The sequence below is a fragment of the Pseudomonas sp. GW821-FHT01D09 genome, from assembly GCF_059422465.1.
In genome coordinates, this window is sequence record NZ_JBWKWY010000011.1 from 25,330 (window position 1) to 50,509 (window position 25,180).

A 25,180-nucleotide genomic window follows, 5' to 3' on the forward strand; every position below is an offset into this window, starting at 1 on the left:
CATGTCCGTACACACCATGGAAACCCTGGCGCTGTTCGACAGCGCGCCTTACCAGAACGCCTTCAGCGCCCGGGTGATCGCCGTCAGCGAACAGGGCGTGGCCCTGGAACACACCCTGTTCTACCCCACCGGCGGTGGCCAACCGGGCGACACTGGCTACTTCACCCTGCCGGACGGCAGCCGGGTCAGCGTGACCGGGACCGTGCGCGACCCGGTGCTGCGCTCGATCATCTGGCATCAAGTGGAATACTGCCCCGAATCATTGCGCGCTGGCATACAGGTAGACGCCGGCCTGGACTGGGAACGGCGCTACCAGCACATGAAGATGCACACCTGCCTGCACCTGCTGTGCTCGATCATCGATGCACCGGTGACCGGCTGCAGCATCAGCGCCGACAAGGGCCGCCTGGATTTCGACCTGCCGGAAATGACCCTCGACAAAGAAAGCATCACCCGCGACCTCAATGCCTTGATCGAGCAGGCCCATGAGGTCAAGTCGCTGTCGATGCCGGCGTCCGAATATTCCACCCTGCTACAGATCACCCGCACCCAAGCGGTCGCGCCCCCGGTGATCCAGGGCGCGGTACGGGTGATTGAAATTGCCGGCATCGATATCCAGCCGTGTGGCGGCACCCATGTGGTCAATACCGAGGAAATCGGCCGGGTGTTCTGCGAGAAAATCGAGAAAAAGAGCAAGCATAACCGGCGAGTAATCTTGCGGTTTGAATGATGCCACCAGCAGTCGATAGACCGCTTATGGTGTCCATCACTTCGCCATCGCACTGATCTGCTTACTCAATTGCGCGATTTGCTGTTGCAGTTGGGTAATCACCTGAGTGAATTCACTCATCATTTGATCAATGCGAGTACGCAGCTGCTCGTTCTCGCGCAGAAGATCGTCAACGCTGCGGGTCGCCGCCGTTGGCTCAGTGGGCTGAGCCGATGGCGTGGCATCCCGGGTGCTGGATGCTTGCTCAGTTGACCCAGTGTCCGACGGGGCATCGCTACCCGTCTTTGAAGCCGAGGTAGCGCTATCAGCCCTCGAAGCCGGGGTATCGCTATCAGTCTTCGACGCCGGGGTATCGGCAGGCGTCTGACTTGCAGAGGTATCCGCCCCTCCCATTTTCTGAGTCAACCCCTGAATCTGCTCTTGCAGCTTGCCAACCACCGCAGTGAACTGGGTTTGCAGCCGCCCAACCGTCTCGCGCAATTGATCATTTTCGGCAGTCAATTGCTCCAGATTACGAGGCGTATCTTGCCCGGACACCGGTGTACTGCCTTCTGCACGGGCAGGCGCTTCAGATGACACACGGCTCTGTTGCGCCTCTGGACTGTCACTGACACTTTGATTCGATGGGGAACCCGATTTTTCCGAGGCCTTCATAGTATTGAATTGTTGAGTCAGATCAGCCACTTGCTTCTGAAGCTGCCTGATTACGGGCGAGAACTGAGCAACCAACTGGTTAAGTTTTTCGCTCAGTTGATTGTTTTCCTTGGACAGCTGTGCAAGCCGCGCCGGGTCAGTATTGACCGGGGATGACGGTGAGTTGACCAGGGCTTTATGTGCCGCGAACTGCCCGCGCTGCTGGGCAGTCATTGGCTGACGAGGTGAGGCTGAATCTGCCTGGGCCTGCGAGGACATAGGCGCTTCAGCGCTGCCTTCGTGCTGAGCGGGCGCTGGCTTGGGGGGCATTTCATAGGGATGGCGGGCCGCGTACGGCTGATAATTTACGCTAGTCATGAAGAACCTCTCAGATTCCGGTGTTTGGCTCACAGGTCTTGCTGGCCAGACGACTCTGTATTACAGGTCATCTGGCTATCTGATTGGCATTTATCGGAATACGGTTCCTAAGAGAGGTAGGCCGTACGCATAGCAAGATATGTCAATTTCAACGTCATCCTTCTCCGCCGGGCCTTCAGATCACCCAAAGCGCCACAAATCGGCTCACCGACGTCGCCTCAAGCCGTGCCTGGTCCTTGCACAACGCAAAGATCTCGGCACTGCGCTGGGCGGTAAACCGCGTGGCCAGGTTGGCCTTGAACTTGTCTTCCAGCAAGGGAATGCCATCTGCCCGGCGCCGACGATGGCCAATCGGGTATTGCACCGCAACCTGCTCGGTGCTCGATCCATCGGTGAAGAACACCTGCACCGCGTTGGCAATGGAGCGCTTGTCAGCTTCCAGGTACTCGCGGCTGTAGCGTGGGTCTTCGACGATCTGCATTTTGCCGCGCAGTTCATCGATGATCGGGTGCGCGGCATGGAACTCATCTTCGTACTGTTCGGCCACCAGGTTGCCAAACGCCAGGGGCACGGCGGTCATGTATTGCAGGCAATGATCACGGTCGGCGGCATTGGCCAATGGGCCGACCTTGGAAATGATGCGAATGGCCGACTCGTGGGTGGTGATCACGATCCGCTCGATCTCGTGCAAGCGGTGCTTGACCTGCGGGTGCAAGGTCACGGCAGCTTCACAGGCGGTCTGGGCGTGGAATTCGGCGGGAAAGCTGATCTTGAACAGCACGTTTTCCATCACATAGGTGCCATAGGGCTGGGGCAGGCTGAACGTGCGCTTGGCCTCAGGTTTGAGGGCCAGGTCCTGGTTGGTATGGCTGAACAGCACGTCGTAGAACCCCCACTGCGGCGCACTTAGCACGCCGGGGATGCCCATCTCACCACGCATGGCCATGTCCGCCAGGCGTACGCCACGGCTCGACGCATCCCCCGCCGCCCAGGACTTGCGCGACCCGGCATTCGGCGCATGGCGGTAGGTGCGCAGCGCCTGCCCATCGACAAACGCCTGGGACAATGCCGCCAGCAGTTGCTCGCGGTTGGCCCCCATCAACTTGGCGCAGACCGCCGTGGAGGCGACTTTGACCAGCAGCACATGGTCGAGGCCGACACGGTTGAAGGCGTTTTCCAGGGCAATCACGCCCTGGATTTCGTGGGCCATGATCATCGCTTCCAGCACGGCCCGCATCGTCAACGGTGCATCGCCATTGGCCACACGCTTTTGCGCAAGGTGATCGGCGACGGCAAGGATGCCGCCGAGGTTATCCGAAGGATGGCCCCATTCGGCGGCGAGCCAGGTGTCGTTGTAATCGAGCCAACGCACGATACAGCCGATGTCCCACGCGGCCTTGACCGGGTCCAGGCGATAGGCCGTACCCGGCACCCGCGCCCCGAACGGCACTACCGTGCCTTCGACAATCGGCCCCAGGTGCTTGGTGCATTCAGGGAAACGCAGGGCCAGCAGGCCACAACCGAGGGTGTCCATCAGGCAGTTGCGGGCGGTGTCCAGGGCATCCGGGGAATCGATGCGGTAGTTGAGGACGTAATCGGCGATGTCCTGCAACACCTGGTCGTAGTCGGGGCGGTTATTCTGGTCGACGTTGGCGCTCATGGCAGTACTCCAAAATAGGTGGGGTGGGTTCCTTCCTCAGGCTCAGGGTTGGTCGTTTGTGGCAGGTCTTACGCCTGCTCTAACTTGATCGTTCCCACGCTCTGCGTGGGAATGCCGCTTGGGACGCTCTGCGTCCAATGGTGACGCAGAGCGCCACCGGATGCGTTACCACGCAGAGCGTGGGAACGATCAGTCGCCGGGGACGCGCACGTAGCCTTCCATCAAGACCCGCGCACTGCGGCTCATGATGGCCTTTTTCACTACCCATTCGCCGTTGACCTGGCTGGCTTCAGCGCCCACGCGCAAGGTGCCGGACGGATGCCCGAAGCGCACGGCATTACGTTGCACGCCGCCCGCCGCAAGGTTGACCAAAGTCCCGGAAATCGCCGCCGCCGTGCCAATCGCCACCGCCGCCGTGCCCATCATCGCGTGGTGCAGCTTGCCCATGGACAGCGCCCGCACCAGCAGGTCAACATCGTCGGCCTTGATCGCCTTGCCGCTGGAGGCCAGGTAATCCGCAGGCTTGGCCACGAACGCCAGCTTCGGTGTGTGCTGGCGCTGGGCCGCTTCGTCCAGGTGTTTGATCAGGCCCATGCGCAACGCGCCATGGGCGCGCACGGTCTCGAACATCGCCAAGGCTTTGGGATCGCCGTTGATCGCGCCTTGCAGCTCGGTGCCGGTGTAGCCGAGGTCTTGCGCGTTGATAAAAATCGTCGGGATCCCCGCGTTGATCAGCGTTGCCTTGAAGGTGCCGACACCCGGCACTTGCAGGTCGTCGATCAGGTTGCCTGTGGGGAACATCGAACCACCGCCGCCCTCTTCTTCGGCTGCCGGGTCGAGGAATTCCAGTTGCACTTCGGCCGCCGGGAAGGTCACGCCATCCAGCTCGAAGTCGCCGGTTTCCTGCACCGCGCCGTCGGTGATCGGCACATGGGCGATGATGGTCTTGCCGATATTCGCCTGCCACACCCGCACTACGGCCACGCCGTTCTGGGGGATGCGGCCGGGATCCACCAGGCCGGCGCTGATGGCGAACGCGCCGACCGCCGCCGACAGGTTGCCGCAGTTGCCACTCCAGTCGACAAAGGGCTTGTCGATGGACACCTGGCCAAACAGGTAGTCCACATCGTGATCCGCGCGGGTACTCTTGGCGAGGATCACGGTCTTGCTGGTGCTGGACGTGGCGCCGCCCATGCCATCGATCTGTTTGTCATAGGGGTCGGGGCTGCCGATCACCCGCAACAGCAAGGCATCGCGGGCAGCACCCGGCACCTGCGCCGCTTCGGGCAGGTCCTTGAGGCTGAAAAACACGCCCTTGCTGGTGCCGCCACGCATGTACGTGGCAGGGATTTTGATTTGCGCTGCATGTGCCATGGTTTACCTCTTCAGGCGGTCGTCGCCGATTCCAGGAAGTCCTGGGCAAAACGTTGCAATACGCCGCCCGCCTCGTAGATCGACACTTCTTCGGCGGTGTCCAGGCGGCAGGTCACCGGCACTTCGACACGTTCGCCAGTCTTGCGGTTGATCACCAGGGTCAACTGCGCACGCGGGGTGCGCTCGCCGAGCACGTCATAGGTTTCGCTGCCATCGATCTGCAGGGTCTTGCGGTCGGTGCCCGGCAAAAACTCCAGGGGCAACACGCCCATGCCGACCAGGTTGGTGCGGTGGATGCGCTCGAAGCCTTCGGCGGCAATCGCTTCCACACCGGCCAGGCGTACGCCCTTGGCCGCCCAGTCGCGGGACGAACCCTGGCCGTAGTCGGCGCCGGCAATGATGATCAGCGGCTGCTTGCGCTCCATGTAGGTTTCGATGGCTTCCCACATCCGCGTGACCCGGCCTTCCGGCTCGATGCGCGCCAGGGAGCCCTGCTTGACCTTGCCGTTTTCCTGGACCATTTCATTGAACAGCTTGGGGTTGGCAAAGGTCGCACGCTGGGCGGTCAAGTGGTCGCCGCGGTGGGTTGCATAGGAGTTGAAGTCGACTTCCGGCAGGCCCATTTTCGCCAGGTATTCGCCGGCGGCGCTATCGAGCATGATGGCATTGGACGGCGACAGGTGATCGGTGGTGATGTTGTCCGGCAGCACCGCCAGCGGGCGCATGCCCTTGAGCGGACGCGCGCCGGCCAGGGCGCCTTCCCAGTACGGCGGGCGGCGGATGTAGGTGCTCTGCGGGCGCCAGTCGTACAGCGGCGCGACTTTCGGACCGGTGTCTTCATGGATGGCGAACATTGGGATATAGACCTGGCGGAACTGCTCAGGCTTGACCGACGCCTTGACCACCGCGTCGATTTCCTCGTCGCTCGGCCAGATGTCCTTCAAGCGGATTTCCTTGCCGGTCGCGTCCAGGCCCAGCACATCCTTTTCGATATCGAAACGGATAGTGCCGGCAATCGCGTAGGCCACCACCAGCGGTGGCGAGGCCAGGAACGCTTGCTTGGCGTACGGGTGGATGCGCCCGTCGAAGTTACGGTTACCCGAGAGCACGGCGGTGGCGTACAGGTCGCGGTCGATGATTTCCTGCTGGATCACCGGGTCGAGTGCACCGGACATGCCGTTGCAGGTGGTACAGGCAAAGGCGACAACGCCAAAGCCCAACTGCTCCAGTTCGCTGGTCAGCCCGGCCTCGTCGAGGTACATGGCCACGGTTTTCGAGCCCGGGGCCAGGGACGACTTGACCCACGGCTTGCGGGCCAGCCCGAGCCGGTTGGCATTGCGCGCCAGCAGGCCGGCAGCGATCACGTTGCGCGGGTTGCTGGTGTTGGTGCAGCTGGTGATGGCGGCGATGATCACCGCGCCATCAGGCATTTGCCCCGGTACGTTGTCCCATTGCCCGGAAATGCCCTTGGCCGCCAGGTCGCTGGTGGCCACGCGGGCGTGCGGGTTGCTGGGGCCGGCCATATTGCGCACGACGCTGGACAGGTCGAAGCTCAAGCCACGCTCGTATTGTGCGCCCTTGAGGTCATCGGCCCACAGGCCGGTGTGCCGGGCGTACTGCTCGACCAGGGCAACTTGTTCGTCTTCGCGCCCGGTGAGCTTGAGGTAGGCAATGGTCTGTGCGTCGATATAGAACATCGCCGCCGTGGCGCCATATTCCGGGGCCATGTTGGAGATGGTGGCGCGGTCGCCCAGGGTCAGGGCCGAGGCGCCCTCGCCGAAGAACTCCAGCCAGGCACCGACGACTTTCTGCTGGCGCAGGAACTCGGTCAGGGCCAGCACCATATCGGTGGCGGTGATGCCCGGCTGCAGCTTGCCCGTCAGTTCGACGCCAACGCTTTCCGGCAGGCGCATCCACGACGCACGGCCGAGCATCACGCTCTCGGCTTCCAGGCCGCCGACGCCGATGGCGATCACGCCCAGGGCATCCACGTGGGGGGTGTGGCTGTCGGTGCCGACGCAGGTATCCGGGAAGGCCACGCCGTCACGCACCTGGATCACCGGGGACATTTTCTCCAGGTTGATCTGGTGCATGATGCCGTTGCCTGGCGGGATCACGTCGACGTTCTTGAAAGCCTTTTTGGTCCACTCGATAAAGTGGAAACGGTCTTCGTTGCGGCGGTCTTCGATGGCACGGTTTTTCTCGAAGGCCTGTGGGTCGAAACCACCGGCCTCGACGGCCAGGGAGTGGTCGACGATCAGTTGGGTCGGCACCACCGGGTTGACCTGGGCCGGGTCGCCGCCTTGCAGGGCGATGGCGTCACGCAGGCCGGCGAGGTCTACCAGGGCGGTCTGGCCAAGGATGTCATGGCACACCACACGGGCCGGGAACCACGGGAAATCGAGATCGCGCTTGCGTTCGATCAACTGGCTCAGGGAGGCGTTGAGGGTCGCCGGGTCGCAGCGACGCACCAGGTTCTCGGCGAGCACGCGGGAGGTGTAGGGCAGCGTGGCGTAGGCGCCGGGGGTGATGGCCTCGACCGCCGCACGGGCGTCGAAGTAATCCAGGCGGCTGCCGGGGAGCGGTTTGCGAAATTCAGTGTTCATCGTCAGGACTCGGTCACGGTAGGTTCACAGGGCGAACTGTCGACACTGGCCTGGCTTTTTTGTGGGAGCGGGCTTGCCCGCGATAGCGGTATGTCAGCCGACAGGGATGCTGGCTGACAGTCAGTCATCGCGGGCAAGCCCGCTCCCACAGAGAAGCACAATCGCCAGTGTGCTCGGCTCATCCCACTCAGCGACGTTCGATTGGCACGAACTTGCGCTGCTCGACGCCGATGTACTCGGCGCTTGGACGGATGATGCGGTTGTTGGCACGCTGCTCAAACACATGCGCCGCCCAGCCGGTCAGGCGCGAGCAGACGAAGATCGGGGTGAACAGTTTGGTCGGGATGCCCATGAAGTGGTACGCCGAGGCATGGTAGAAGTCGGCGTTGGGGAACAGTTTCTTCTGTTCCCACATGGTCTTGTCGATGGCTTCGGAGACCGGGAACAGCACCTTGTCGCCCACTTCATCAGCGAGTTTTTTCGACCAGCCCTTGATCACTTCATTGCGCGGGTCGTTGTCTTTATAGATCGCGTGGCCAAAGCCCATGATCTTGTCCTTGCGCGCCAGCATGCCAAGGGTGCCTTTTACGGCCTCTTCGGCCGAGGAGAAACGCTCGATCATTTCCATCGCCGCTTCGTTGGCGCCGCCATGCAGCGGGCCGCGCAGCGAACCGATGGCGGCGGTGACGCAGGAATACAGGTCGGACAGGGTCGAGGCACAGACGCGGGCGGTGAAGGTCGAGGCGTTGAACTCGTGCTCGGCGTAGAGGATCAGCGACACGTTCATGACTTTTTCATGCAGCTGGCTCGGCTTTTTGCCGTGCAGCAGGTGCAGGAAATGGCCGCCAATCGACGGCTCGTCGGTCACACAGTCGATGCGCTGGCCGTCATGGCTGAAGCGATACCAGTAGCACATGATCGCCGGGAAGGCGGCCAGCAGGCGATCGGTGACATCACGTTGCACGCTGAAGTCTTGTTCCGGCTCGATATTGCCCAGGAACGAGCAACCGGTGCGCATCACGTCCATCGGGTGGGCGTCGGCAGGGATGCGTTCCAGCACTTCCTTGAGCGCCTGGGGCAGGTCACGCAGCTTGCTCAGCTTGGCGCTGTAGGCCGCCAGCTCGGCCTTGCTCGGCAATTCGCCGTACAACAGCAGGTAGGCGACTTCTTCAAACTGCGCATCGGCAGCCAGTTCACGCACGTCGTAGCCGCGATAGGTCAGGCCGGCACCGGCCTGGCCCACGGTGGACAGCGCGGTCTGCCCGGCCACCTGGCCACGCAGGCCGGCGCCGCTCAGTACTTTTGCTTCAGCCATGGTTCTTCTCCAATTTTGTAGTTATCTGGGAGGCGCTGCGCTTATTTCTTGGCGGCGAACAGCACGTCGAGCTTCTGCTCGAAGGTGTGGTAGTCGATGCGATCGTAAAGTTCCATGCGGGTTTGCATGGTGTCGATCACGTTCTGTTGGGTGCCGTCGCGACGGATCGCGGTGTAGACATTCTCGGCGGCCTTGTTCATGGCGCGGAACGCCGACAGCGGGTACAGCACGATGGAAACATCGGCAGATTTCAACTGTTCGGTGGTGTACAGCGGGGTCGCGCCGAATTCCGTGATATTGGCCAGGATCGGGGCTTTGACTCGTGAAGCGAACAGCTTGTACATCTCAAGCTCGGTGATGGCTTCCGGGAACACCATATCGGCGCCCGCCTCGATGCACGCGGCGGCACGTTCCAGGGCCGACTCCAGGCCTTCCACGGCCAGGGCATCGGTGCGCGCCATGATCACGAAGCTGTCATCGGTGCGGGCATCCACGGCGGCCTTGATGCGGTCGACCATTTCCTGCTGGGACACAATCTCTTTGTTCGGACGATGGCCGCAGCGCTTGGCGCCCACCTGGTCCTCGATATGGATCGCGGCGGCGCCGAACTTGATCATCGACTTGACGGTGCGCGCCACGTTGAACGCCGAGGAGCCGAAACCGGTGTCCACGTCCACCAGCAGCGGCAGGTCGCACACATCGGTGATACGGCGCACATCGGTCAGCACATCATCCAGGCCGGTGATGCCCAGGTCCGGCACGCCCAGGGAGCCGGCGGCGACCCCTCCACCGGACAGGTAAATAGCCTTGAAACCGGCGCGCTTGGCCAGCAGCGCGTGGTTGGCGTTGATCGCACCGACCACTTGCAGGGGGTGTTCGCTGGCGACCGCATCACGGAAACGCTGGCCTGGGGTGCTGTTTTTATAGGAACTCATGACTCACCTCTCGAGGGGGCGCCGTCGGGGAAGTGACGGGCGATATTGCGTTTGGACGCGCCGATATGGCGGCGCATCAACAGCTCGGCCAGTTCACCGTCGCGATCGGCAATCGCGTCCAGAATGCGGTGATGCTCGGCAAATGCCTGGCGTGGACGATTGGGGGTGGCGGAGAACTGGATGCGGTACATGCGCACCAGTTGATACAGCTCGCCACACAACATCTGGGTCAAGGTGCGGTTACGCGCGCCCTGGATGATCCGGTAATGAAAGTCGAAGTCGCCTTCCTGCTGGTAGTAGCCAACACCGGCCTGGAACGCGGCATCGCGCTCATGGGTGTGCAGGACCTGGCGTAGCTCCTCGATTTCGTCGTCGGTCATGCGCTCGGCGGCCAGGCGGCAGGCCATGCCTTCGAGGGACTCGCGGATTTCGTAGAGTTCCACCAGCTCAGCTTCGCTCAGGGACACCACCCGCGCGCCGACATGGGGCACGCGCACCAGCAGGCGCTGGCCTTCCAGACGGTGGATCGCCTCGCGCAACGGGCCACGGCTGATGCCGTAGGTGCGCGCCAGCTCCGGCTCCGAAATCTTGCTGCCGGGGGCAATCTCGCCCTTGACGATGGCGGCCTGGATACGACGGAAGACGTTCTCGGACATCGTTTGGGAATCGTCCTGCCCTGCTACCGGAATTTCCAGCTGATCCAGCATGATTGTCGACACCTTTAAAAGCAATGCCGCAAAAACTAGCCAATACGCCCAGGATAGTCAAAGAATAAATGCACATTGTCGACAATCGTCTAATAACCCAGCTTATGCCTATTAGGGCATGGCCGGCTGCCAGCGCTGGCGCCAGATAACCTTCATGTTAGAATGCCCGCCGCATTTGCCTGACATCTCTTGATGAAAAGGCGCACGAGGGAGCTTGCGCAGCAATGCCAGTCGCCTTGAATCAAACATCGCACTGCACCGCCTCAGGATTTATGAGACTCAAGCCCTTCCCCCTATTGTTCTGCCTACTGTTGCTTCCGGGCCTTGGCCTCGCTGCCGAGAAGACCGTGTATGGCCTCAATGAATACGCCAAGCTGGCGGGCATTGACCTGGAAGTCGCCGCCAAGCTCGACACCGGCGCCAAGACCGCGTCCCTGAGCGCCCGGGATATCAAGCGCTTCAAGCGCAATGGTGAATCCTGGGTGCGTTTCTACCTGGCCATCGATACCGCCCATTCGCACCCCATCGAGCGCCCCCTGGCCCGCGTCAGCAAGATCAAGCGCCGCGCCGGTGACTACGACCCCGATGAGGACAAGAACTATACCGCCCGTCCGGTGATCGCCCTGGAGATCTGCATGGGCACCGCTTTACGCAGCATCGAAGTGAACTTGACTGACCGCAGCGCCTTCCAATACCCGCTGCTGATCGGCTCCGAAGCCTTGAAACGCTTTGATGCGCTGGTCGACCCCAGTCTTAAATACGCAGCGGGCAAACCTGCCTGCGCCACCGACGCTCATACCGCCGAGTAATTCCAATGCGCTCTCTTACTATGCACCTGAAGATTCTGATCGCCGTCCTGGTGGTACTGGGCATTTCGGTCACGGCCTATCAGATCCTCGTCCTCGGCATCCCGGTGACCGAAGACGCCACTGACGACCTGTGGAACATCGACGCCAAGGTCGAGTTCGTGGCCAACGCCAAGGACCCGGTGAAAGTCCAGATGTTCGTGCCGCCCCTGAGCCGCGACTTTGTCAGCCTCAATGAGAGCTTTATCTCCAATAACTACGGGGTGAGCGTCAACCGCATCGACGGCAACCGCAAGGTCACCTGGTCGGCCCGCCGCGCCAAGGGCAACCAGACCCTCTACTACCGCCTGGTGCTGACCAAGCGCTACAGCGGCGAAAAGCTCAAGGTCAAGGGCCCGACCTTCCGCGACAGCATCGCCGTGGAAGGCCCGGAAAAAGTCGCCGCCGAGGCCCTGCTGGCGCCGATCCGCCAGCACTCGGCCGACGTCGAGACCTTTATCAGCGAAGCCATCAAGCGCACCAACAACCTCAACGACGACAACGTCAAGCTGCTGCTGGCGGGCGACCCGTCCACGCCGCACAAGGCCAAGATCGTCGAACTGCTGCTGTCCATCGCCCATGTGCCGGTAGAAAAAGTCCACACCCTGCGCCTGGTGGCCGACCAGCCGCAAACCCCGGAGCTATGGCTGCGTAGCTTCAATGGCAACGACTGGCTGTACTTCAACCCGGAAACCGGCGAACAGGGCCTACCCTCCGACCGCCTGCTGTGGTGGACCGGCGATGAAAACCTGATCACCGTCGATGGCGGCAAGAAAGCCGCCGTGACCTTCAGCCTGAACAACAGCGAGATGAACGCGATCCGCCTGGCCAAGCTGACGGACGAGAACACCGACGCCAACTTCCTCGAATACTCGCTCTACGGCCTGCCGCTGCAAACCCAGCAGACCTTCATGATCATGGTGATGATCCCGATTGGCGTGCTGGTGATCCTGATCCTGCGCAACCTGATCGGCCTGCAGACCCTGGGCACGTTCACCCCGGTGCTGATCGCCCTGGCATTTCGCGAGACCCAACTGGGCTTTGGCATTGTGCTGTTCACGGTGATTACGGCGCTCGGGCTGTCCCTTAGGTCCTACCTGGAGCACTTGAAGCTGCAGATGCTGCCGCGGTTGTCGGTGGTGCTGACCTTCGTCGTGGTGCTGATCGCCGCCATCAGCCTGTTCAGCCACAAGCTGGGCCTGGAACGCGGCCTGTCGGTGGCGCTGTTCCCGATGGTGATCCTGACCATGACCATCGAACGCCTGTCCATTACCTGGGAAGAACGCGGTGGCGGCCATGCGATGAAAGTCGCGATCGGCACCCTGTTCGCCGCGTCCCTGGCCCACATCATCATGAGCGTGCCGGAGCTGATCTACTTCGTGTTCACCTTCCCGGCGATCCTGTTGATCCTGGTGGGCTTTATGCTGGCCATGGGGCGCTATCGTGGCTACCGCCTGACCGAGCTGGTGCGTTTCAAGGCCTTCCTCAAGGCTGATTCGTAATGTTCGGGTTCTGGAAGACCTGGAAAGCCCTCCAAGCGCGGGGCATCATGGGCATCAACCGGCGTAATGCCGACTACGTGCTCAAGTACAACAAGCGCAGCCTGTATCCGATTGTCGATGACAAGATCATCACCAAGGAGCGGGCAATTGCGGCCGGGATCCATGTGCCGGAGATGTACGGGATCATTTCCACCGAGAAAGAAATCGACAAGCTCGACGAAATCATCGGTGGCCGCAGCGACTTCGTGATCAAGCCGGCCCAGGGCGCCGGCGGCGACGGCATCCTGGTGATCGCCGACCGCTTTGAAGGGCGCTATCGCACGGTGTCCGGCAAAATCATCAGCCATGAGGAAATCGAGCACCAGATCTCCAGCATCCTCACTGGCCTGTATTCCCTGGGCGGCCACCGTGACCGCGCACTGATCGAGTACCGGGTGGTGCCCGACCAGATCTTCAAGAGCATCAGCTACGAAGGCGTGCCGGATATCCGCATCATCGTGCTGATGGGCTACCCGGTGATGGCCATGCTGCGCTTGCCGACCCGCCAGTCCGGCGGCAAGGCCAACCTGCACCAGGGCGCGATTGGCGTGGGCGTGGACCTGGCCACCGGCCTGACCCTGCGCGGCACCTGGCTGAACAACATCATCACCAAGCACCCCGACACCACCAACGCGGTGGACGGCGTGCAACTGCCCAACTGGGACGGCTTCATGAAACTCGCCGCCGGCTGCTATGAACTGTGCGGGCTGGGGTATATCGGCGTGGACATGGTGCTGGACCAGGAAAAGGGCCCGCTGATCCTGGAGCTCAATGCCCGGCCCGGGCTGAACATCCAGATCGCCAACGACTGCGGCCTGACCTTGCGCACCCATGCGGTGGAGGCGCGTCTTGAAGCACTGAAGGCGGCGGGCGTGACGGAAACGGCCGAAGAACGGGTGAAATTTGCCCAGGAAATGTTTGGGCATATTCCGCCGGTGGCAGGCTGAACCCCACACCCGGTCCCGTCCTCCATCCAGCAATCCCCGACATCCCCTCTAGGAGCAAATCCTTGAGGGGACTACAATCCCCTCCCCCGCGCCCATGGCTGATCCACCCTCGCATGTCGACCTGCTCCGTACACCCGCTGCCCTACCATGCCAACCCCGCCGAGTATTTTGCGGCGATTCGCCATGCCCCTGGCGCCGTGCTGCTGGACAGTGGCCGACCGGCAGCCAAGCGTGGCCGTTATGACCTGCTCAGCGCCTGGCCGGAAGCAACGCTGGCGGTGTGGCCGGACGAAAGCGGTAGCGACTTTTTGCAACGACTGCGGGAAAACCTGACGCTGCTGGGCGAGGCCAACCTGCCCGCGCCTTATGAACTGCCATTTGCCGGCGGCTTGATCGGCTACCTGAGCTACGATTTTGGCCGCCACCTGGAACGACTGCCCCGTCAGGCCATCGACGACATCGGCCTGCCCGATGCACGCTTTGGCCTATACGCCTGGGCACTGATCAGCGATCACCAGGCACACACCAGCCAATTGGTGTTCCACCCCAAACTGCCGGAAAGCGAACGCCAGCGCCTGCTGGCCCTGTTCAGCCAACCTGCCGCTCACCCCACGGCCAGCTTCAAGCTGCACAGCCGGATGACCCCGGACCTGAGCGCCGCCGCCTATGAACAGGCCCTGGCCCGGATCCAGGACTACATCCAGGCCGGTGACTGCTACCAGGTCAACTTCGCCCAACGCTTTCGCGCGGCTTGCAACGGCGATCCCTGGGTCGCCTATTGCGCCCTGCGCGCTGCCTGCCCGACGCCGTTCTCGGGCTTTCAGAGCCTGCCGGATGACGGCGCAGTCGTCAGCCTGTCGCCAGAGCGTTTCGTGCGGATCAGCCAGCGCCAGGTGGAAACCCGCCCGATCAAGGGCACCCGCCCCCGCGGGCTGACACCTGAAGAAGATGCAGCCAACGCCGCCGAACTCCTGGCCAGCCCCAAGGATCGCGCGGAGAACCTGATGATCGTCGATCTGCTGCGCAATGACCTGGGCCGCACCTGCCGCACCGGCTCGGTCAAGGTGCCGGAGCTGTTCAGCCTGGAAAGCTACCCCAATGTGCATCACCTGGTCAGCAGCGTCACCGGCGAACTGGCCGACGACAAAGACGCCCTGGACCTGATCGCCGGCAGCTTCCCCGGCGGCTCGATCACCGGCGCACCGAAGATCCGCGCCATGCAGATCATCGACGAACTGGAACCGACCCGGCGCGGGCTGTACTGCGGCTCGTTGCTGTACCTGGACGTGCGCGGCGAGATGGACAGCTCCATCGCCATTCGCAGCCTGCTGGTCAAGGATGGCCAGGTCTGTTGCTGGGGGGGCGGCGGGATTGTCGCGGACTCCGAGTGGCAGGCGGAGTATCAGGAGTCGATGACCAAGGTGCGGGTATTGCTGGAGACACTGGAAGGACTGTAAACGGACCTCCCAGGGAAAGAACCTGAATCAGAACGGCCATGGACAGTATTGGGGCGCAGGGATAGCGTCTGGCTCCAGTATTCCATTAGGCCGTCTGTGAGGGATCACATGGATCGACTGCTTGTTGCCTTTATCGTTTTATCGCTTGCGCCGTTGAAACAAAGTCCATTTCCTACGCATCGCACTCCCTGTCAGGGGTTGCAAACCCAGGAAGCGACACCTAATATCTCCCAAATTGGGAGGCCTGATTAATGCGACTGATCGCAAGAGCCGCCTTAAGGGAGTTCTGGGAAAGCCGTCCAGCTTACACCGACTCCAAAACACCACTGGTTGAATGGTATCGCCATATGGAAAAGTCCACCTTTTACACCCCCCAAGACCTGAAGGCGGAGCTTCGCACCGCGAGCATCCTCAAAGGTGGAAGAGTGGTGTTCAATATCGGTGGCAATAAATATCGAGTGATCATGGCGATCGACTACCCGCGGCAACTGGGTTTCATACGGTTTGTTGGCACCCACGCCCAGTACGACCAGATCAACGCGGAGACTGTGTAATGAACATCAAACCTATTCGTACCCCCGAAGACCTGGCCGCCGCACTGGCGCGCGTGAATCAACTGTGGGGGGCAGAAGTCGGCTCGCCGCAAGGCGATGAGCTGGAAATCCTCGCGCTGCTGATCGAAAAATACGAAGACGAACACTTTCCCATGCCGCCTTCCGATCCGGTGGAAGCAATCAAGTTTCGCATGGACCAACTGGGCCTGACGGCCCGTGACCTGGAACCCTTTATCGGTTCCAGCGGGCGTGTATCCGAAGTGCTGAACCACAAGCGCAAGCTGAGCCTGGCCATGATCAAGCGCCTGCACGAGGGTTTGCGCATTCCTTATGAGCGGTTGTTTGAGGGGGCTTGAGGGCCTCATCGCGGGCAAGCTCGCGATAAGGCAATCAGCCTCGCTAAATCACTTACAAGCTCAAGGAACGATTTGAAGCCTTGATGAACTCCCGCTTCAAATCCTCAAAGGTATGTACCGCCGGGAATTGCGGGAACTCGCGAATCACGTTTTCCGGCGCGTGGAACAGAATCCCACGATCCGCCTCCCCCAGCATGGTGGTGTCGTTGTAGGAATCGCCTGCAGCGATTACCCGGTAGTACAAGGTCTTGAAGGCCAGCACCGACTGGCGCTTGGGGTCTTTCTGGCGCAGTTGATAGCTCACCACCCGGTCATTTTCATCGGTGATCAGGCGGTGGCAAAGCAGGGTCGGAAAGCCCAGCTGGCGCATCAACGGCTGGGAGAACTCATAGAAAGTGTCAGACAGGATCACCACCTGGAAGCGCTCGCGCAGCCAGTCGACGAACTCGATGGCGCCCTCCAGCGGCTTGAGCGTGGCAATCACTTCCTGGATATCCGACAGTTTCAAGCCGTGCTCGTCGAGAATCCGCAGGCGCTGCTTCATCAGTACGTCGTAGTCGGGAATGTCCCGGGTAGTGGCCCGCAAGGATTCAATACCGGTTTTTTCAGCGAAGGCGATCCAGATTTCTGGAACCAGCACCCCTTCCAGGTCGAGACAGGCAATTTCCACAAGACACTCCCATTTGGATTTTTTTTCAGTTGAGCGAGCAAAAGGACTGCCGAACTCTAGCGATTCACGCTGACCGCCGCAACGCAGAGTAGATTTTGTTAACATCGCCCTCCTATAGAGCGCTCAGCGCCACTGACCTGTAGGAACCGTCCTGATGAACCAAGCCTTCGATGTCGCTGAACTCGCCGCGACCTATGCCAACAAGTCCGCCCAGGACATTCTCAAGCTGGCATTCAGCCAGTTCGGCGATGACCTGTGGATTTCCTTCAGCGGTGCCGAGGACGTGGTGCTGGTGGATATGGCCTGGAAGCTCAACAAGAACGTCAAGGTCTTCAGCCTCGACACGGGCCGCCTGCACCCGGAGACCTACCGGTTTATCGAGCAGGTGCGCGACTTCTACAAGATCGATATCGAGCTGATCTCGCCAGACCAGAGCAAGCTGGAACCGTTCGTCAAGGAAAAGGGCCTGTTCAGCTTCTACAAGGACGGCCATGGCGAATGCTGCGGTGTGCGCAAGATCGAACCGCTGCGCCGCAAACTCTCCGGCGTACGCGCCTGGGCCACCGGCCAGCGCCGCGACCAGAGCCCCGGCACCCGCAGCCAGGTGGCGGCCCTGGAAGTCGATAGTGCCTTCTCTACGCCCGAGCGCACCCTCTACAAGTTCAACCCCCTGGCGCAAATGAGCAGCGAAGAGATCTGGGGTTATATCCGCATGCTTGAGCTGCCGTACAACAGCCTGCACGAGCGCGGTTTTATCAGCATCGGCTGCGAGCCTTGCACCCGTCCGGTGCTGCCGAACCAGCATGAGCGCGAAGGCCGCTGGTGGTGGGAAGAGGCCACGCAGAAAGAATGCGGGCTGCATGCGGGCAATATCATCAGCAAGGCCTGATCTGGCAACACAGGCTTGTGTGGGGGCGGGCTTGCTCGCGATTGTGGTGTCAGATTAGATGTATTTAACTGATCCACCGCCATCGCGGGCAAGCCCGCTCCCACATTTGTTTGCGGCGCATCATGATTGTGTACACATAAACGTAACCAACAGTGCCATTTTTGTGTGCACTTTAAAAATTTCGCACCGAAAAGTTACACCCCTCCTCTGCTAATTTCCTACATCTTCCATTCCTATATTCCCGCAAAAAAATAAATACCTGTTCAAACGGTCAATTTATAGTTGTTTAAATTCAGACAATTATTAATCAAGCCTGCAAAAACGAAATTAGCCAAATTTTTGATAGATAAAAACCTGGCACACAAGTGGCTAAGGGAGTTGAAGTCTTTGTATACAACTTCAACAACAACCTTCATACACTTTGTATCCGCATGCCAGGCGCCCTTGAACCACGCGCCCGCTGCAGATGCCAGGAGCCTGCCGGAATGCGTACAAGTCTCTCCAACAACATCGCACTGGATTTGCCCTCCTCCACCTCCATACCTACGGCCCCCCTCCCTGGCCCGCTGGTGCTCAGCCCCCGCCTGCATAACAAGGACCTGGCCCCCACCAAGGTCGAAGGCCGGCGCTGGGGTGGCTACAGCATCTTTGCCCTGTGGACCAACGATGTGCACAACATCGCCAACTACTCTTTCGCCATCGGCTTGTACGCCCTGGGTCTGGGTGCCTGGCAGATCCTGTTATCCCTGGGGATCGGCGCGGCGCTGGTGTATTTCTTTATGAACTTGTCGGGCTATATGGGCCAGAAAACCGGCGTGCCGTTTCCGGTGATCAGCCGGATAAGTTTCGGCATATATGGCGCGCAAATTCCCGCGCTGATCAGGGCTGTGATCGCAATCGCCTGGTTCGGGATTCAAACCTACCTCGCATCCGTGGTCTTCCGCGTGCTGTTGGTGGCGATTCACCCTGGGTTTGCCGACTACGACCACAACGCGATCCTCGGCCTCTCCACCTTGGGCTGGGCATGTTTTGTGATCATCTGGTTTGTGCAACTGGTGATCCTGGCCTACGGCATGGAAATGGTCCGCCGCTACGAAGGCTTTGCTGGCCCGGTGATTCTGCTGACTGTTGCGGCGCTGGCCGGCTGGATGTATTACCAGGCCAGCGGCACTATTGCCTGGTCGATCCGCGAGCCCCTGAGCGATGGCGAGATGTGGCGCAATATCTTTGCCGGCGGCGCCTTGTGGCTGGCGATCTACGGCACCCTGATCCTCAACTTCTGCGACTTCGCCCGTTCGTCGCCGTGCCGCAAGACCATCAAGGTCGGCAACTTCTGGGGCCTGCCGGTGAATATCCTGCTGTTCGCGATCATCACCGTGCTGTTGTGCGGCGGGCAGTTCCAACTCAATGGCCAGGTGATCGAAAGCCCCACGCAAATTATTGCGGCCATCCCCAATACCTTCTTCCTGGTGCTGGGCTGCCTGGCGTTCCTGATTGTCACCGTGGCGGTGAATATCATGGCCAACTTCGTTGCCCCGGCCTTTGTGCTGAGCAACCTGGCGCCCAGGCTCCTGAACTTCCGGCGCGCCGGGCTGATCAGCGCGTTCCTCGCAGTGCTGATCCTGCCCTGGAACCTCTACAACAGCCCGCTGGTGATTGTGTACTTCCTCTCCGGCCTGGGCGCACTGCTGGGCCCGCTGTATGGCGTGATCATGGTGGATTACTGGCTGATCCGTAAGGGCCGGATCGACGTGCCGCAGCTGTATAGCGAAGACCCCAACGGCGCTTATTACTACAGCCGCGGGGTCAACCTGCGGGCGGTGGCGGCGTTTGTCCCGGCGGCGGTGATTGCCATTTTGCTCGCGCTGTTGCCGGGGTTTGCCAGCGTCTCGCCGTTCTCCTGGCTGTTTGGCGCCGCCATTGCCGGGGTGTTGTATCGGTTGCTCGCCAGGCGCCAGCCGTTCTATGCCGACGTAAGTGGCGAAGCCATTGCCGTCGACAACGTCAGTCATTGAGCAGGGAGCACTTCATGCGCATTCTTATCGTCAACGTCAACACCACCGAATCCATCACCGAGGCCATCGCCCAGCAGGCCCGCAGCGTTGCAGCAGCGGGCACTGAAATTGTCGGGCTGACCCCGTTTTTCGGCGCCGAATCGGTGGAGGGCAATTTTGAAAGCTACCTGGCGGCCATCGCGGTGATGGACCGGGTAATGGCCTATGACCAGCCGTTCGACGCAGTGATCCAGGCCGGTTATGGCGAACATGGCCGCGAAGGCCTGCAGGAACTCTTGAACGTGCCGGTGGTGGACATTACCGACGCCGCCGCCAGCACGGCGATGTTCCTTGGCCACGCGTACTCAGTGGTCACTACCCTGGATCGCACGGTGCCGCTGATCGAAGACCGGCTCAAGCTCTCCGGGCTGTATGAGCGCTGCGCCTCGGTGCGGGCCAGTGGCATGGCGGTACTGGAGCTCGAAGAGCACCCGCTGCGAGCCATGGAAGCCATTGTGCACCAGGCCGAACTGGCCATCCGCGAAGACAAGGCCGAGGTGATCTGCCTGGGTTGTGGCGGCATGGCCGGGCTGGATGAACAGATCCGCCAACGCACCGGCGTGCCGGTGGTGGATGGCGTAACCGCCGCCGTGACCCTGGCTGAATCATTGGTGAGGCTGGGGTTGTCGACCTCGAAGGTACGCACCTATGCGGCCCCCCGGCCAAAGACCATCATCGGTTGGCCGGGCAGGTTCGCACGCTGAGCAGTCGGTCTCGATCAGTTCAATACATCATTGAGCACTTCATAAATGATCCCGGTGGCAATCGTCACCAGAATCAGGTCGGTGCCCGCCTGCTGCCATTCGTAGCCATCGTAATGGGGCAGGCGCCCCAACAGGCGCCCATCGAGTTTCTTGGCAATCCCCGGTGGCAGGGGTTTGCCACGGGCTAGGTTTTTCTGGATGCCCGGCGGCAGGGATGAACCGCCACGCCAGTAGTCGCGATTGTCGCCAAGGATCACCCGCACGCCGCCGACATCAATTTGCGGGCTATTGTAAGAGGCCCCTGCGCCTTTCTTGCCGCCCCCCTGCCCCTGGTTACCCTGGCCACCCTTATTGCCATGGGCACTGCCTTTGTCCTTGCCATTGCCGTTACCGGGGTCGGCCAGCAGCGCCGGGGAACCGATGATCAACGCCAAGCTGGTAAATACAAGTAAAGCGCGTGATTTAGACATGATCCGTCTCGACAGTGGCAAGCCCCGTTGGCTCGTATCAGCTTAGAACAGTCGCAGGCAACAAGTTCAGCCTTAATTTGACAAGACCCTGGCTATCAACGTGCGCAGTGTACTTATCGCATCGGCGGCAGGCCGTACGCAGCCAGGTCGAAGTCCGCGAGTGTGCGGATGATCTGGTCGGCGTGGGCGTACTTGCTGTCGGCCATGGCTTCATCGGGCACTGCGATGGCGGTCATGTTCGCGGCCTTGGCAGCAGTCACGCCAAACGGTGAGTCTTCAAACACCAGGCAGTCCTCGGGTGCAACGCCCAGGCGGCGGGCGGCGGTGAGGAAGATGTCCGGCGCAGGCTTGGCCGCGCCCACCTCCGGGTCGTCGGCAGTGACAATGCTGCCGAACAGGCCAAACCATTCACGGTGCAGCGTGGTCTTGTGGCCAAACGAATGGCGTGACGAACTGGTGCCCACGGCTATCGGGATACCGTGGACACTTAAATGCCGCACCAACGCCTCGGCGCCCGGCATGCCCAGCGCCTTGGGAAAACGCTCGCTCATCAACGGCTCGCGGATCCGCAGGAACTCCTCGGGGGTGATCGGCAAGTCCAGCGCCTTGACCAGATACTCGGCCAGGTCCTGGGCGCCACGACCAATGATGTGCTGCTTGATACCCCAGTCATACGTGCGACCATAACGTTCGGCGATGATCTGCGTGACTTCGGTGTAGATACCTTCGGTATCCAGCAACAACCCGTCCATATCGAAAATCACGGCCTTGATCGGGCCAACAGCAGTACGCGGTGCATTCATCACAACAGATCCGTGGCAGATGACTAAAAGGATTCAGCACAATAACGGTGGCCCGGCCCTACAAGCAACCGCAACCCGCCCACCTCTGGTTTCAGGCGGCCTCATCCAGCACACTTGGCAGCCTCACCCGACGCGATCGCTCCTATGCTCTTTCGACTTGCCGCCGACACCCTGGTGTTGTTCCACCTGGGCTTTATCCTGTTCGTGTTGTTCGGGGGCCTGCTTGCCCTCAAGTGGCGGCCGGTCATGTGGCTGCACCTGCCCGCTGCGGCCTGGGGCGTTGCCGTTGAAGTGTTCCACCTGCCCTGCCCCCTGACCCGCTGGGAAAACCTGCTGCGCCACCTCGCCGGGCAAGAAGGTTATGGCGCGGGTTTTATCGAGCACTACATCATTGCCCTGATCTATCCGGCGGGGCTGACACCCCAGATCCAACTGGGCCTGGGTGCACTGGTCCTGCTGATCAATAGTGCGGTGTACGCACGACTGATCAGGCGAGGGCCACGGGCGGGGAACTGAACGTATTGGCCTAGCCTTTTTGCCGCACCAGAAACTCAACAATCAATGAGGTGACCTGCTGCTGGATCACCTCACGCGGGCGGGCGCCGTCGCCATCCCGGCAGATCATGCCGTCGCCCGGCGAACTTTCTTCAATCAATGCCTCCCCGCCCGGCTTGCACACGGCCATAAAACTGAAGTGAGTGGCATCGCCGATCTCGACATAACGTGTCGCTGCCGGGGGCAGGCGTTTGGCCAAGTCAGCGGACTCCAACTCGGCGGGTAGCTCTACAGAAGGCACGCCTGCCGCAATCACCAGCGCTGGCACAGACAGCGCCGCCAGGCTTTGATCGGTAAACCCACGGGACAGGCCCAGGTCCAGTGAAACAATGGCAGTGACCCGCTTGTCACTCAAATCCGCTGCCAACTGCGCCTGCACTGGGTTTATCTGCTGGTAGACCGCGCAAGGGGCCAACTGCAAGTGAACCTTGCAGTCCTGGGTAAACCGCTCGGGGTCGAAACGTGCACCAGCGACTTCCAGCGCCGTCCAACCTCCCAGCGAATGACCCACCACCGCAATTCGAGCGGGCTGCACCGTTCCAAATTGGTTTGGCTGCGCCAGCACCGCGTCGATAACCCGACGGATATCCACCGGCCGCTGCCACAACTGCGCGGCGGCATGAGCACTGCGGTCCTTACTGGTGGTCCCCGGATGATTGACCGCCGCCACGATAAAACCCTGCCGGGCCAGCGCACTGGCCAACCACACCTGGTTACCCCAATTGCCGCCGAAACCGTGGGATAGCACCACCAAAGGATGCTCACCCACCGCAGGTGGAGCATCACGCACGGCCAGGGCACTGAAAAACACCGGGTTGTCGTCGATCACCTTTGGCGTGGCGGTGGTGGCGCTGGGGTACCAGACCACCATCTCCAGCGAGCGTTCGTTGTTTGGGTCTGCCAGGGTCGAGACTTGGAAGCCGACAGGGTTGTTACTGGCAAGAGCGGTGGCGGTGGCGGTGGCGGTGGCGCAGGTGAGGAGCAGAGCGACTAGGGCTGCTTTCAATGGGATCTTCCTTGAGGGGAGCGAATACATGCAGTGACTTTGCGAGTTTCCACATTATTCCTATATTGCTGTTTTCCATGCAGCAGAAACCACAAACCCCCGGCTTTCTCTAGGAAAACCGGGGGTTTGTGTTTGTGGAATTTGGCGGTGAAGGAGAGATTCGAAACTACCCGTTCGCGATTTTCAAAACCAAGGCCCCCGGTTTATAAGGGCTGCAGCCCGGTGGCGCGCACAGGATCTGTCCCATGGCAGTCCCATGGCTTAAATGCACCAGGTTGCAGAAAACGGTCACAACAAGCGTTTTGAACGATTTATGTTGAGCCATGGGAAAAAGGTAATTTTGGTAATGAGCTGTCAAAAACCGGATAAAGCCTAACAAAATCAGACAGTTGATATAGTTTATAGAGGTAATAATAAGGTAAGTAAGTGGTTAGAAAATTACTTTCAGAGACAGTAATGCCAGTGAGCTGCCAAACCCAGTAAAATGGGGGGCTGAACAAAACATTACCCCTCTCGTTACCTTATATTACCCTCCGAGGTAATAGCTGAAAGCCACGCTCTATAAGGGCTCCAGCCAATTCTGACCTGCCAATTACTAAAATTACCCTTTTCCCACCCCTCGCCTGGAAAATAGCCATGCGCCCATCGTTTCGGCGTTTTTTCCACACGCTGTGGATTGGTACTGACAGCCTGAAGTTGATGGTGATGCTGTGCAATGCCGCAGAATGCTGGAAACCTCGACAGGCTGGGCCTCACAGTCGTTTTTGCGTAGGGTTCAACAGCGACTGGTTGAGCCCTGATATGAACGGTTCCGAAAACGAAAACACCGCCTGCAGCAGGTTTTCACAGCCATAGCCCCCGTAAACCGGGCACCTCGTCTGCGTGACCACTCCCCTGCCGCCTTGTGACGCATGTGCAAGGCCACTGCACTTTTTTGCAAAGCCTTGCACTCTGTGCAATTGCAAAACCTCCCCCAGAGCCCGCAGCGGGCTTGAGCTGGGGCACCGTTTGCACCCCACTACCCGGTTGCACAAAAAAGGGACACAAAGCCCGTCGGCGGGAGGGGGATAAGTGCTTTTTTTTGATAATTTTTTTACCTGACAAGAACTTTTTGTCAGAGAGCCGCGTAGTCTTCTGATCAAGAGCTGCAGAGAGCTCCAGAAAGTGGGAGCTCCGTGGTTTCAAAAATGGAAAAGCTCAGGTGGTCTGATCAGCTGACTCTATAGTTACATTAGGAGCATCTATGACAAATGAAAAGTTTGGTATTGTAATTCGTGATCCCGAGGGGAAGCCTGTTCTGGAGGTCGGCTCACATGTAATTAAATATGCTCCTGAAATAGCAAAAAAAATAGGCGAGATCGCTGCAATATGGGCACAAACGGAGGTCAACTTAAATTGTTTATTTGCAACTTTTTTGAATACGACGCCGGATGAAGCCGAAAAGCGACTCAAAAAATACAATAATGCTGCTAAGACTACCAATGCAGCAAGAGAGCTGGCGGCAAACTGTTTACAAGACGAGGAGCTTAAGTCCGTCACAGAGGTTCTAAGTCGTCTCGATCAGGCGCGTTTGAAACGCAATAGGGTACAACATGATGTATGGGCAAAAAAAGGTGAGGACACTAAAACACTCTTTGCAATTCACGCGGACCAATACTTCAGTTTTATAACAAAAACATTATCTTTGGCCGAATCAAGAGCGCCGCAGCAGGAAACATCTCAACAAATAATAAATTTAGCTAGCGAGTTTGCTGAAACAATCTCTACAGGATACTCCGTTACAGATCTTGCGAGTATTGAGCAAGAGCTTAATTCATTATGCAACTCACTCATGAAGGCAATGACGTTTCGTATATCTGAGCGATCTAAAGGAAGATAACCTGAGTCGAGATGAGATTCTCACAATTGGCATGTGCTCCACTTATAGCGAGCGCCTAAAGGTGCGACTATTATCTGCACAAGCCGAATGAGCTTTAAGCGAGATGAAGGAG

General features: G+C 60.0%; 23 protein-coding genes. 12 read left to right on the forward strand and 11 right to left on the reverse strand.

Going from position 1 to position 25,180, the window contains the following annotated elements; translation table 11 throughout:
• The first annotated feature begins 1 nt into the window (after window position 1).
• On the forward strand, window positions 2-730 hold the full coding sequence (locus tag AC07W7_RS12665; RefSeq protein ID WP_495039424.1) for an alanyl-tRNA editing protein: 729 nt from the start codon (window positions 2-4) through the stop codon (window positions 728-730).
• A 36-nt stretch (window positions 731-766) separates the two neighbouring features.
• Here the strand turns inward: AC07W7_RS12665 and AC07W7_RS12670 are convergent, their stop codons facing one another.
• The 7 genes from AC07W7_RS12670 to AC07W7_RS12700 all read right to left on the reverse strand — a co-directional run bounded on the left by AC07W7_RS12670 (window position 767) and on the right by AC07W7_RS12700 (window position 10,338).
• The gene (locus AC07W7_RS12670; protein ID WP_495039425.1) at window positions 767-1,741 is read right to left on the reverse strand and encodes a hypothetical protein; all 975 of its coding nucleotides are present in this window, start codon (window positions 1,739-1,741) and stop codon (window positions 767-769) included.
• 175 nt (window positions 1,742-1,916) lie between these two features.
• Complete coding sequence (gene prpD, locus AC07W7_RS12675; protein WP_236309180.1) at window positions 1,917-3,401, reverse strand: 2-methylcitrate dehydratase; 1,485 nt, start codon at window positions 3,399-3,401, stop codon at window positions 1,917-1,919.
• A gap of 189 nt (window positions 3,402-3,590) precedes the next feature.
• Window positions 3,591-4,775, reverse strand: a complete 1,185-nt coding sequence (prpF, locus tag AC07W7_RS12680) for a 2-methylaconitate cis-trans isomerase PrpF (RefSeq protein ID WP_495039426.1) — start codon at window positions 4,773-4,775, stop codon at window positions 3,591-3,593.
• Between the two features lie 11 nt (window positions 4,776-4,786).
• The gene (gene acnD / locus AC07W7_RS12685; protein ID WP_495039427.1) at window positions 4,787-7,381 is read right to left on the reverse strand and encodes a Fe/S-dependent 2-methylisocitrate dehydratase AcnD; all 2,595 of its coding nucleotides are present in this window, start codon (window positions 7,379-7,381) and stop codon (window positions 4,787-4,789) included.
• 187 nt (window positions 7,382-7,568) lie between these two features.
• On the reverse strand, window positions 7,569-8,696 hold the full coding sequence (gene prpC / locus AC07W7_RS12690) for a bifunctional 2-methylcitrate synthase/citrate synthase (protein WP_495039428.1): 1,128 nt from the start codon (window positions 8,694-8,696) through the stop codon (window positions 7,569-7,571).
• 41 nt (window positions 8,697-8,737) lie between these two features.
• On the reverse strand, window positions 8,738-9,631 hold the full coding sequence (gene prpB, locus AC07W7_RS12695; RefSeq protein WP_495039429.1) for a methylisocitrate lyase: 894 nt from the start codon (window positions 9,629-9,631) through the stop codon (window positions 8,738-8,740).
• Window positions 9,628-10,338, reverse strand: a complete 711-nt coding sequence (locus AC07W7_RS12700; RefSeq protein WP_236309184.1) for a GntR family transcriptional regulator — start codon at window positions 10,336-10,338, stop codon at window positions 9,628-9,630. Before AC07W7_RS12700 ends, prpB begins: the two co-directional genes overlap by 4 nt.
• Window positions 10,339-10,610: 272 nt before the next feature.
• Between AC07W7_RS12700 and rloA the strand changes: the two genes are divergently transcribed.
• From rloA to AC07W7_RS12730, 6 genes are all read left to right on the forward strand, one after another.
• Window positions 10,611-11,147 (forward strand): retropepsin-like aspartic peptidase RloA, encoded by a 537-nt coding sequence (gene rloA, locus AC07W7_RS12705; RefSeq protein WP_076961179.1) that lies wholly within the window; start codon window positions 10,611-10,613, stop codon window positions 11,145-11,147.
• Window positions 11,148-11,152: 5 nt separating this feature from the next.
• On the forward strand, window positions 11,153-12,685 hold the full coding sequence (rloB, locus tag AC07W7_RS12710; protein ID WP_076961178.1) for an osmotic stress tolerance membrane protein RloB: 1,533 nt from the start codon (window positions 11,153-11,155) through the stop codon (window positions 12,683-12,685).
• Window positions 12,685-13,671, forward strand: coding sequence for an alpha-L-glutamate ligase-like protein (locus AC07W7_RS12715; protein ID WP_076961177.1), 987 nt, complete (start codon window positions 12,685-12,687; stop codon window positions 13,669-13,671). The genes rloB and AC07W7_RS12715 overlap by 1 nt, the downstream gene beginning before the upstream one ends.
• A 113-nt stretch (window positions 13,672-13,784) precedes the next feature.
• On the forward strand, window positions 13,785-15,128 hold the full coding sequence (gene pabB / locus AC07W7_RS12720) for an aminodeoxychorismate synthase component I (RefSeq protein WP_495039430.1): 1,344 nt from the start codon (window positions 13,785-13,787) through the stop codon (window positions 15,126-15,128).
• Between the two features lie 251 nt (window positions 15,129-15,379).
• Window positions 15,380-15,682, forward strand: coding sequence for a type II toxin-antitoxin system HigB family toxin (locus AC07W7_RS12725; protein WP_076961175.1), 303 nt, complete (start codon window positions 15,380-15,382; stop codon window positions 15,680-15,682).
• Entirely contained in the window at window positions 15,682-16,038 is a 357-nt protein-coding gene (locus AC07W7_RS12730) for a helix-turn-helix domain-containing protein (RefSeq protein ID WP_495039431.1), read from the forward strand. The genes AC07W7_RS12725 and AC07W7_RS12730 overlap by 1 nt, the downstream gene beginning before the upstream one ends.
• A 52-nt stretch (window positions 16,039-16,090) precedes the next feature.
• Here the strand turns inward: AC07W7_RS12730 and thrH are convergent, their stop codons facing one another.
• Window positions 16,091-16,708: a bifunctional phosphoserine phosphatase/homoserine phosphotransferase ThrH gene (gene thrH, locus AC07W7_RS12735; RefSeq protein ID WP_029298307.1), complete on the reverse strand. Its 618-nt coding sequence runs from the start codon at window positions 16,706-16,708 to the stop codon at window positions 16,091-16,093.
• A gap of 154 nt (window positions 16,709-16,862) precedes the next feature.
• On the opposite strand from thrH, the gene AC07W7_RS12740 reads away from it, so the two are divergent.
• The 3 genes from AC07W7_RS12740 (at window position 16,863) to AC07W7_RS12750 (ending at window position 20,355) form a co-directional block, all read left to right on the forward strand.
• Window positions 16,863-17,597, forward strand: a complete 735-nt coding sequence (locus tag AC07W7_RS12740) for a phosphoadenylyl-sulfate reductase (protein ID WP_169900802.1) — start codon at window positions 16,863-16,865, stop codon at window positions 17,595-17,597.
• 485 nt (window positions 17,598-18,082) lie between these two features.
• On the forward strand, window positions 18,083-19,612 hold the full coding sequence (locus AC07W7_RS12745) for an NCS1 family nucleobase:cation symporter-1 (RefSeq protein ID WP_495039432.1): 1,530 nt from the start codon (window positions 18,083-18,085) through the stop codon (window positions 19,610-19,612).
• Window positions 19,613-19,626: 14 nt separating this feature from the next.
• Window positions 19,627-20,355 (forward strand): aspartate/glutamate racemase family protein, encoded by a 729-nt coding sequence (locus tag AC07W7_RS12750; protein WP_076961172.1) that lies wholly within the window; start codon window positions 19,627-19,629, stop codon window positions 20,353-20,355.
• A gap of 14 nt (window positions 20,356-20,369) precedes the next feature.
• On the opposite strand, the gene AC07W7_RS12755 is transcribed toward AC07W7_RS12750, so the two are convergent.
• Together AC07W7_RS12755 and AC07W7_RS12760 are read right to left on the reverse strand one after the other, a co-directional pair.
• Entirely contained in the window at window positions 20,370-20,825 is a 456-nt protein-coding gene (locus AC07W7_RS12755) for an anti-virulence regulator CigR family protein (protein WP_076961171.1), read from the reverse strand.
• Window positions 20,826-20,938: 113 nt separating this feature from the next.
• Window positions 20,939-21,628, reverse strand: coding sequence for an HAD-IA family hydrolase (locus AC07W7_RS12760; RefSeq protein ID WP_495039433.1), 690 nt, complete (start codon window positions 21,626-21,628; stop codon window positions 20,939-20,941).
• A 144-nt stretch (window positions 21,629-21,772) separates the two neighbouring features.
• Between AC07W7_RS12760 and AC07W7_RS12765 the strand changes: the two genes are divergently transcribed.
• Window positions 21,773-22,144 carry a DUF2784 domain-containing protein gene (locus AC07W7_RS12765; protein WP_495039434.1) on the forward strand — a complete coding sequence of 124 codons (372 nt, stop codon included), beginning with the start codon at window positions 21,773-21,775 and terminating at the stop codon, window positions 22,142-22,144.
• A gap of 10 nt (window positions 22,145-22,154) precedes the next feature.
• Here the strand turns inward: AC07W7_RS12765 and AC07W7_RS12770 are convergent, their stop codons facing one another.
• On the reverse strand, window positions 22,155-23,189 hold the full coding sequence (locus AC07W7_RS12770) for an alpha/beta hydrolase family protein (RefSeq protein WP_495039435.1): 1,035 nt from the start codon (window positions 23,187-23,189) through the stop codon (window positions 22,155-22,157).
• A 1,243-nt stretch (window positions 23,190-24,432) separates the two neighbouring features.
• Here AC07W7_RS12770 and AC07W7_RS12775 point away from each other — a divergent pair.
• Window positions 24,433-25,068, forward strand: a complete 636-nt coding sequence (locus tag AC07W7_RS12775) for a hypothetical protein (protein WP_495039436.1) — start codon at window positions 24,433-24,435, stop codon at window positions 25,066-25,068.
• The last annotated feature ends 112 nt before the right edge of the window (window positions 25,069-25,180 follow it).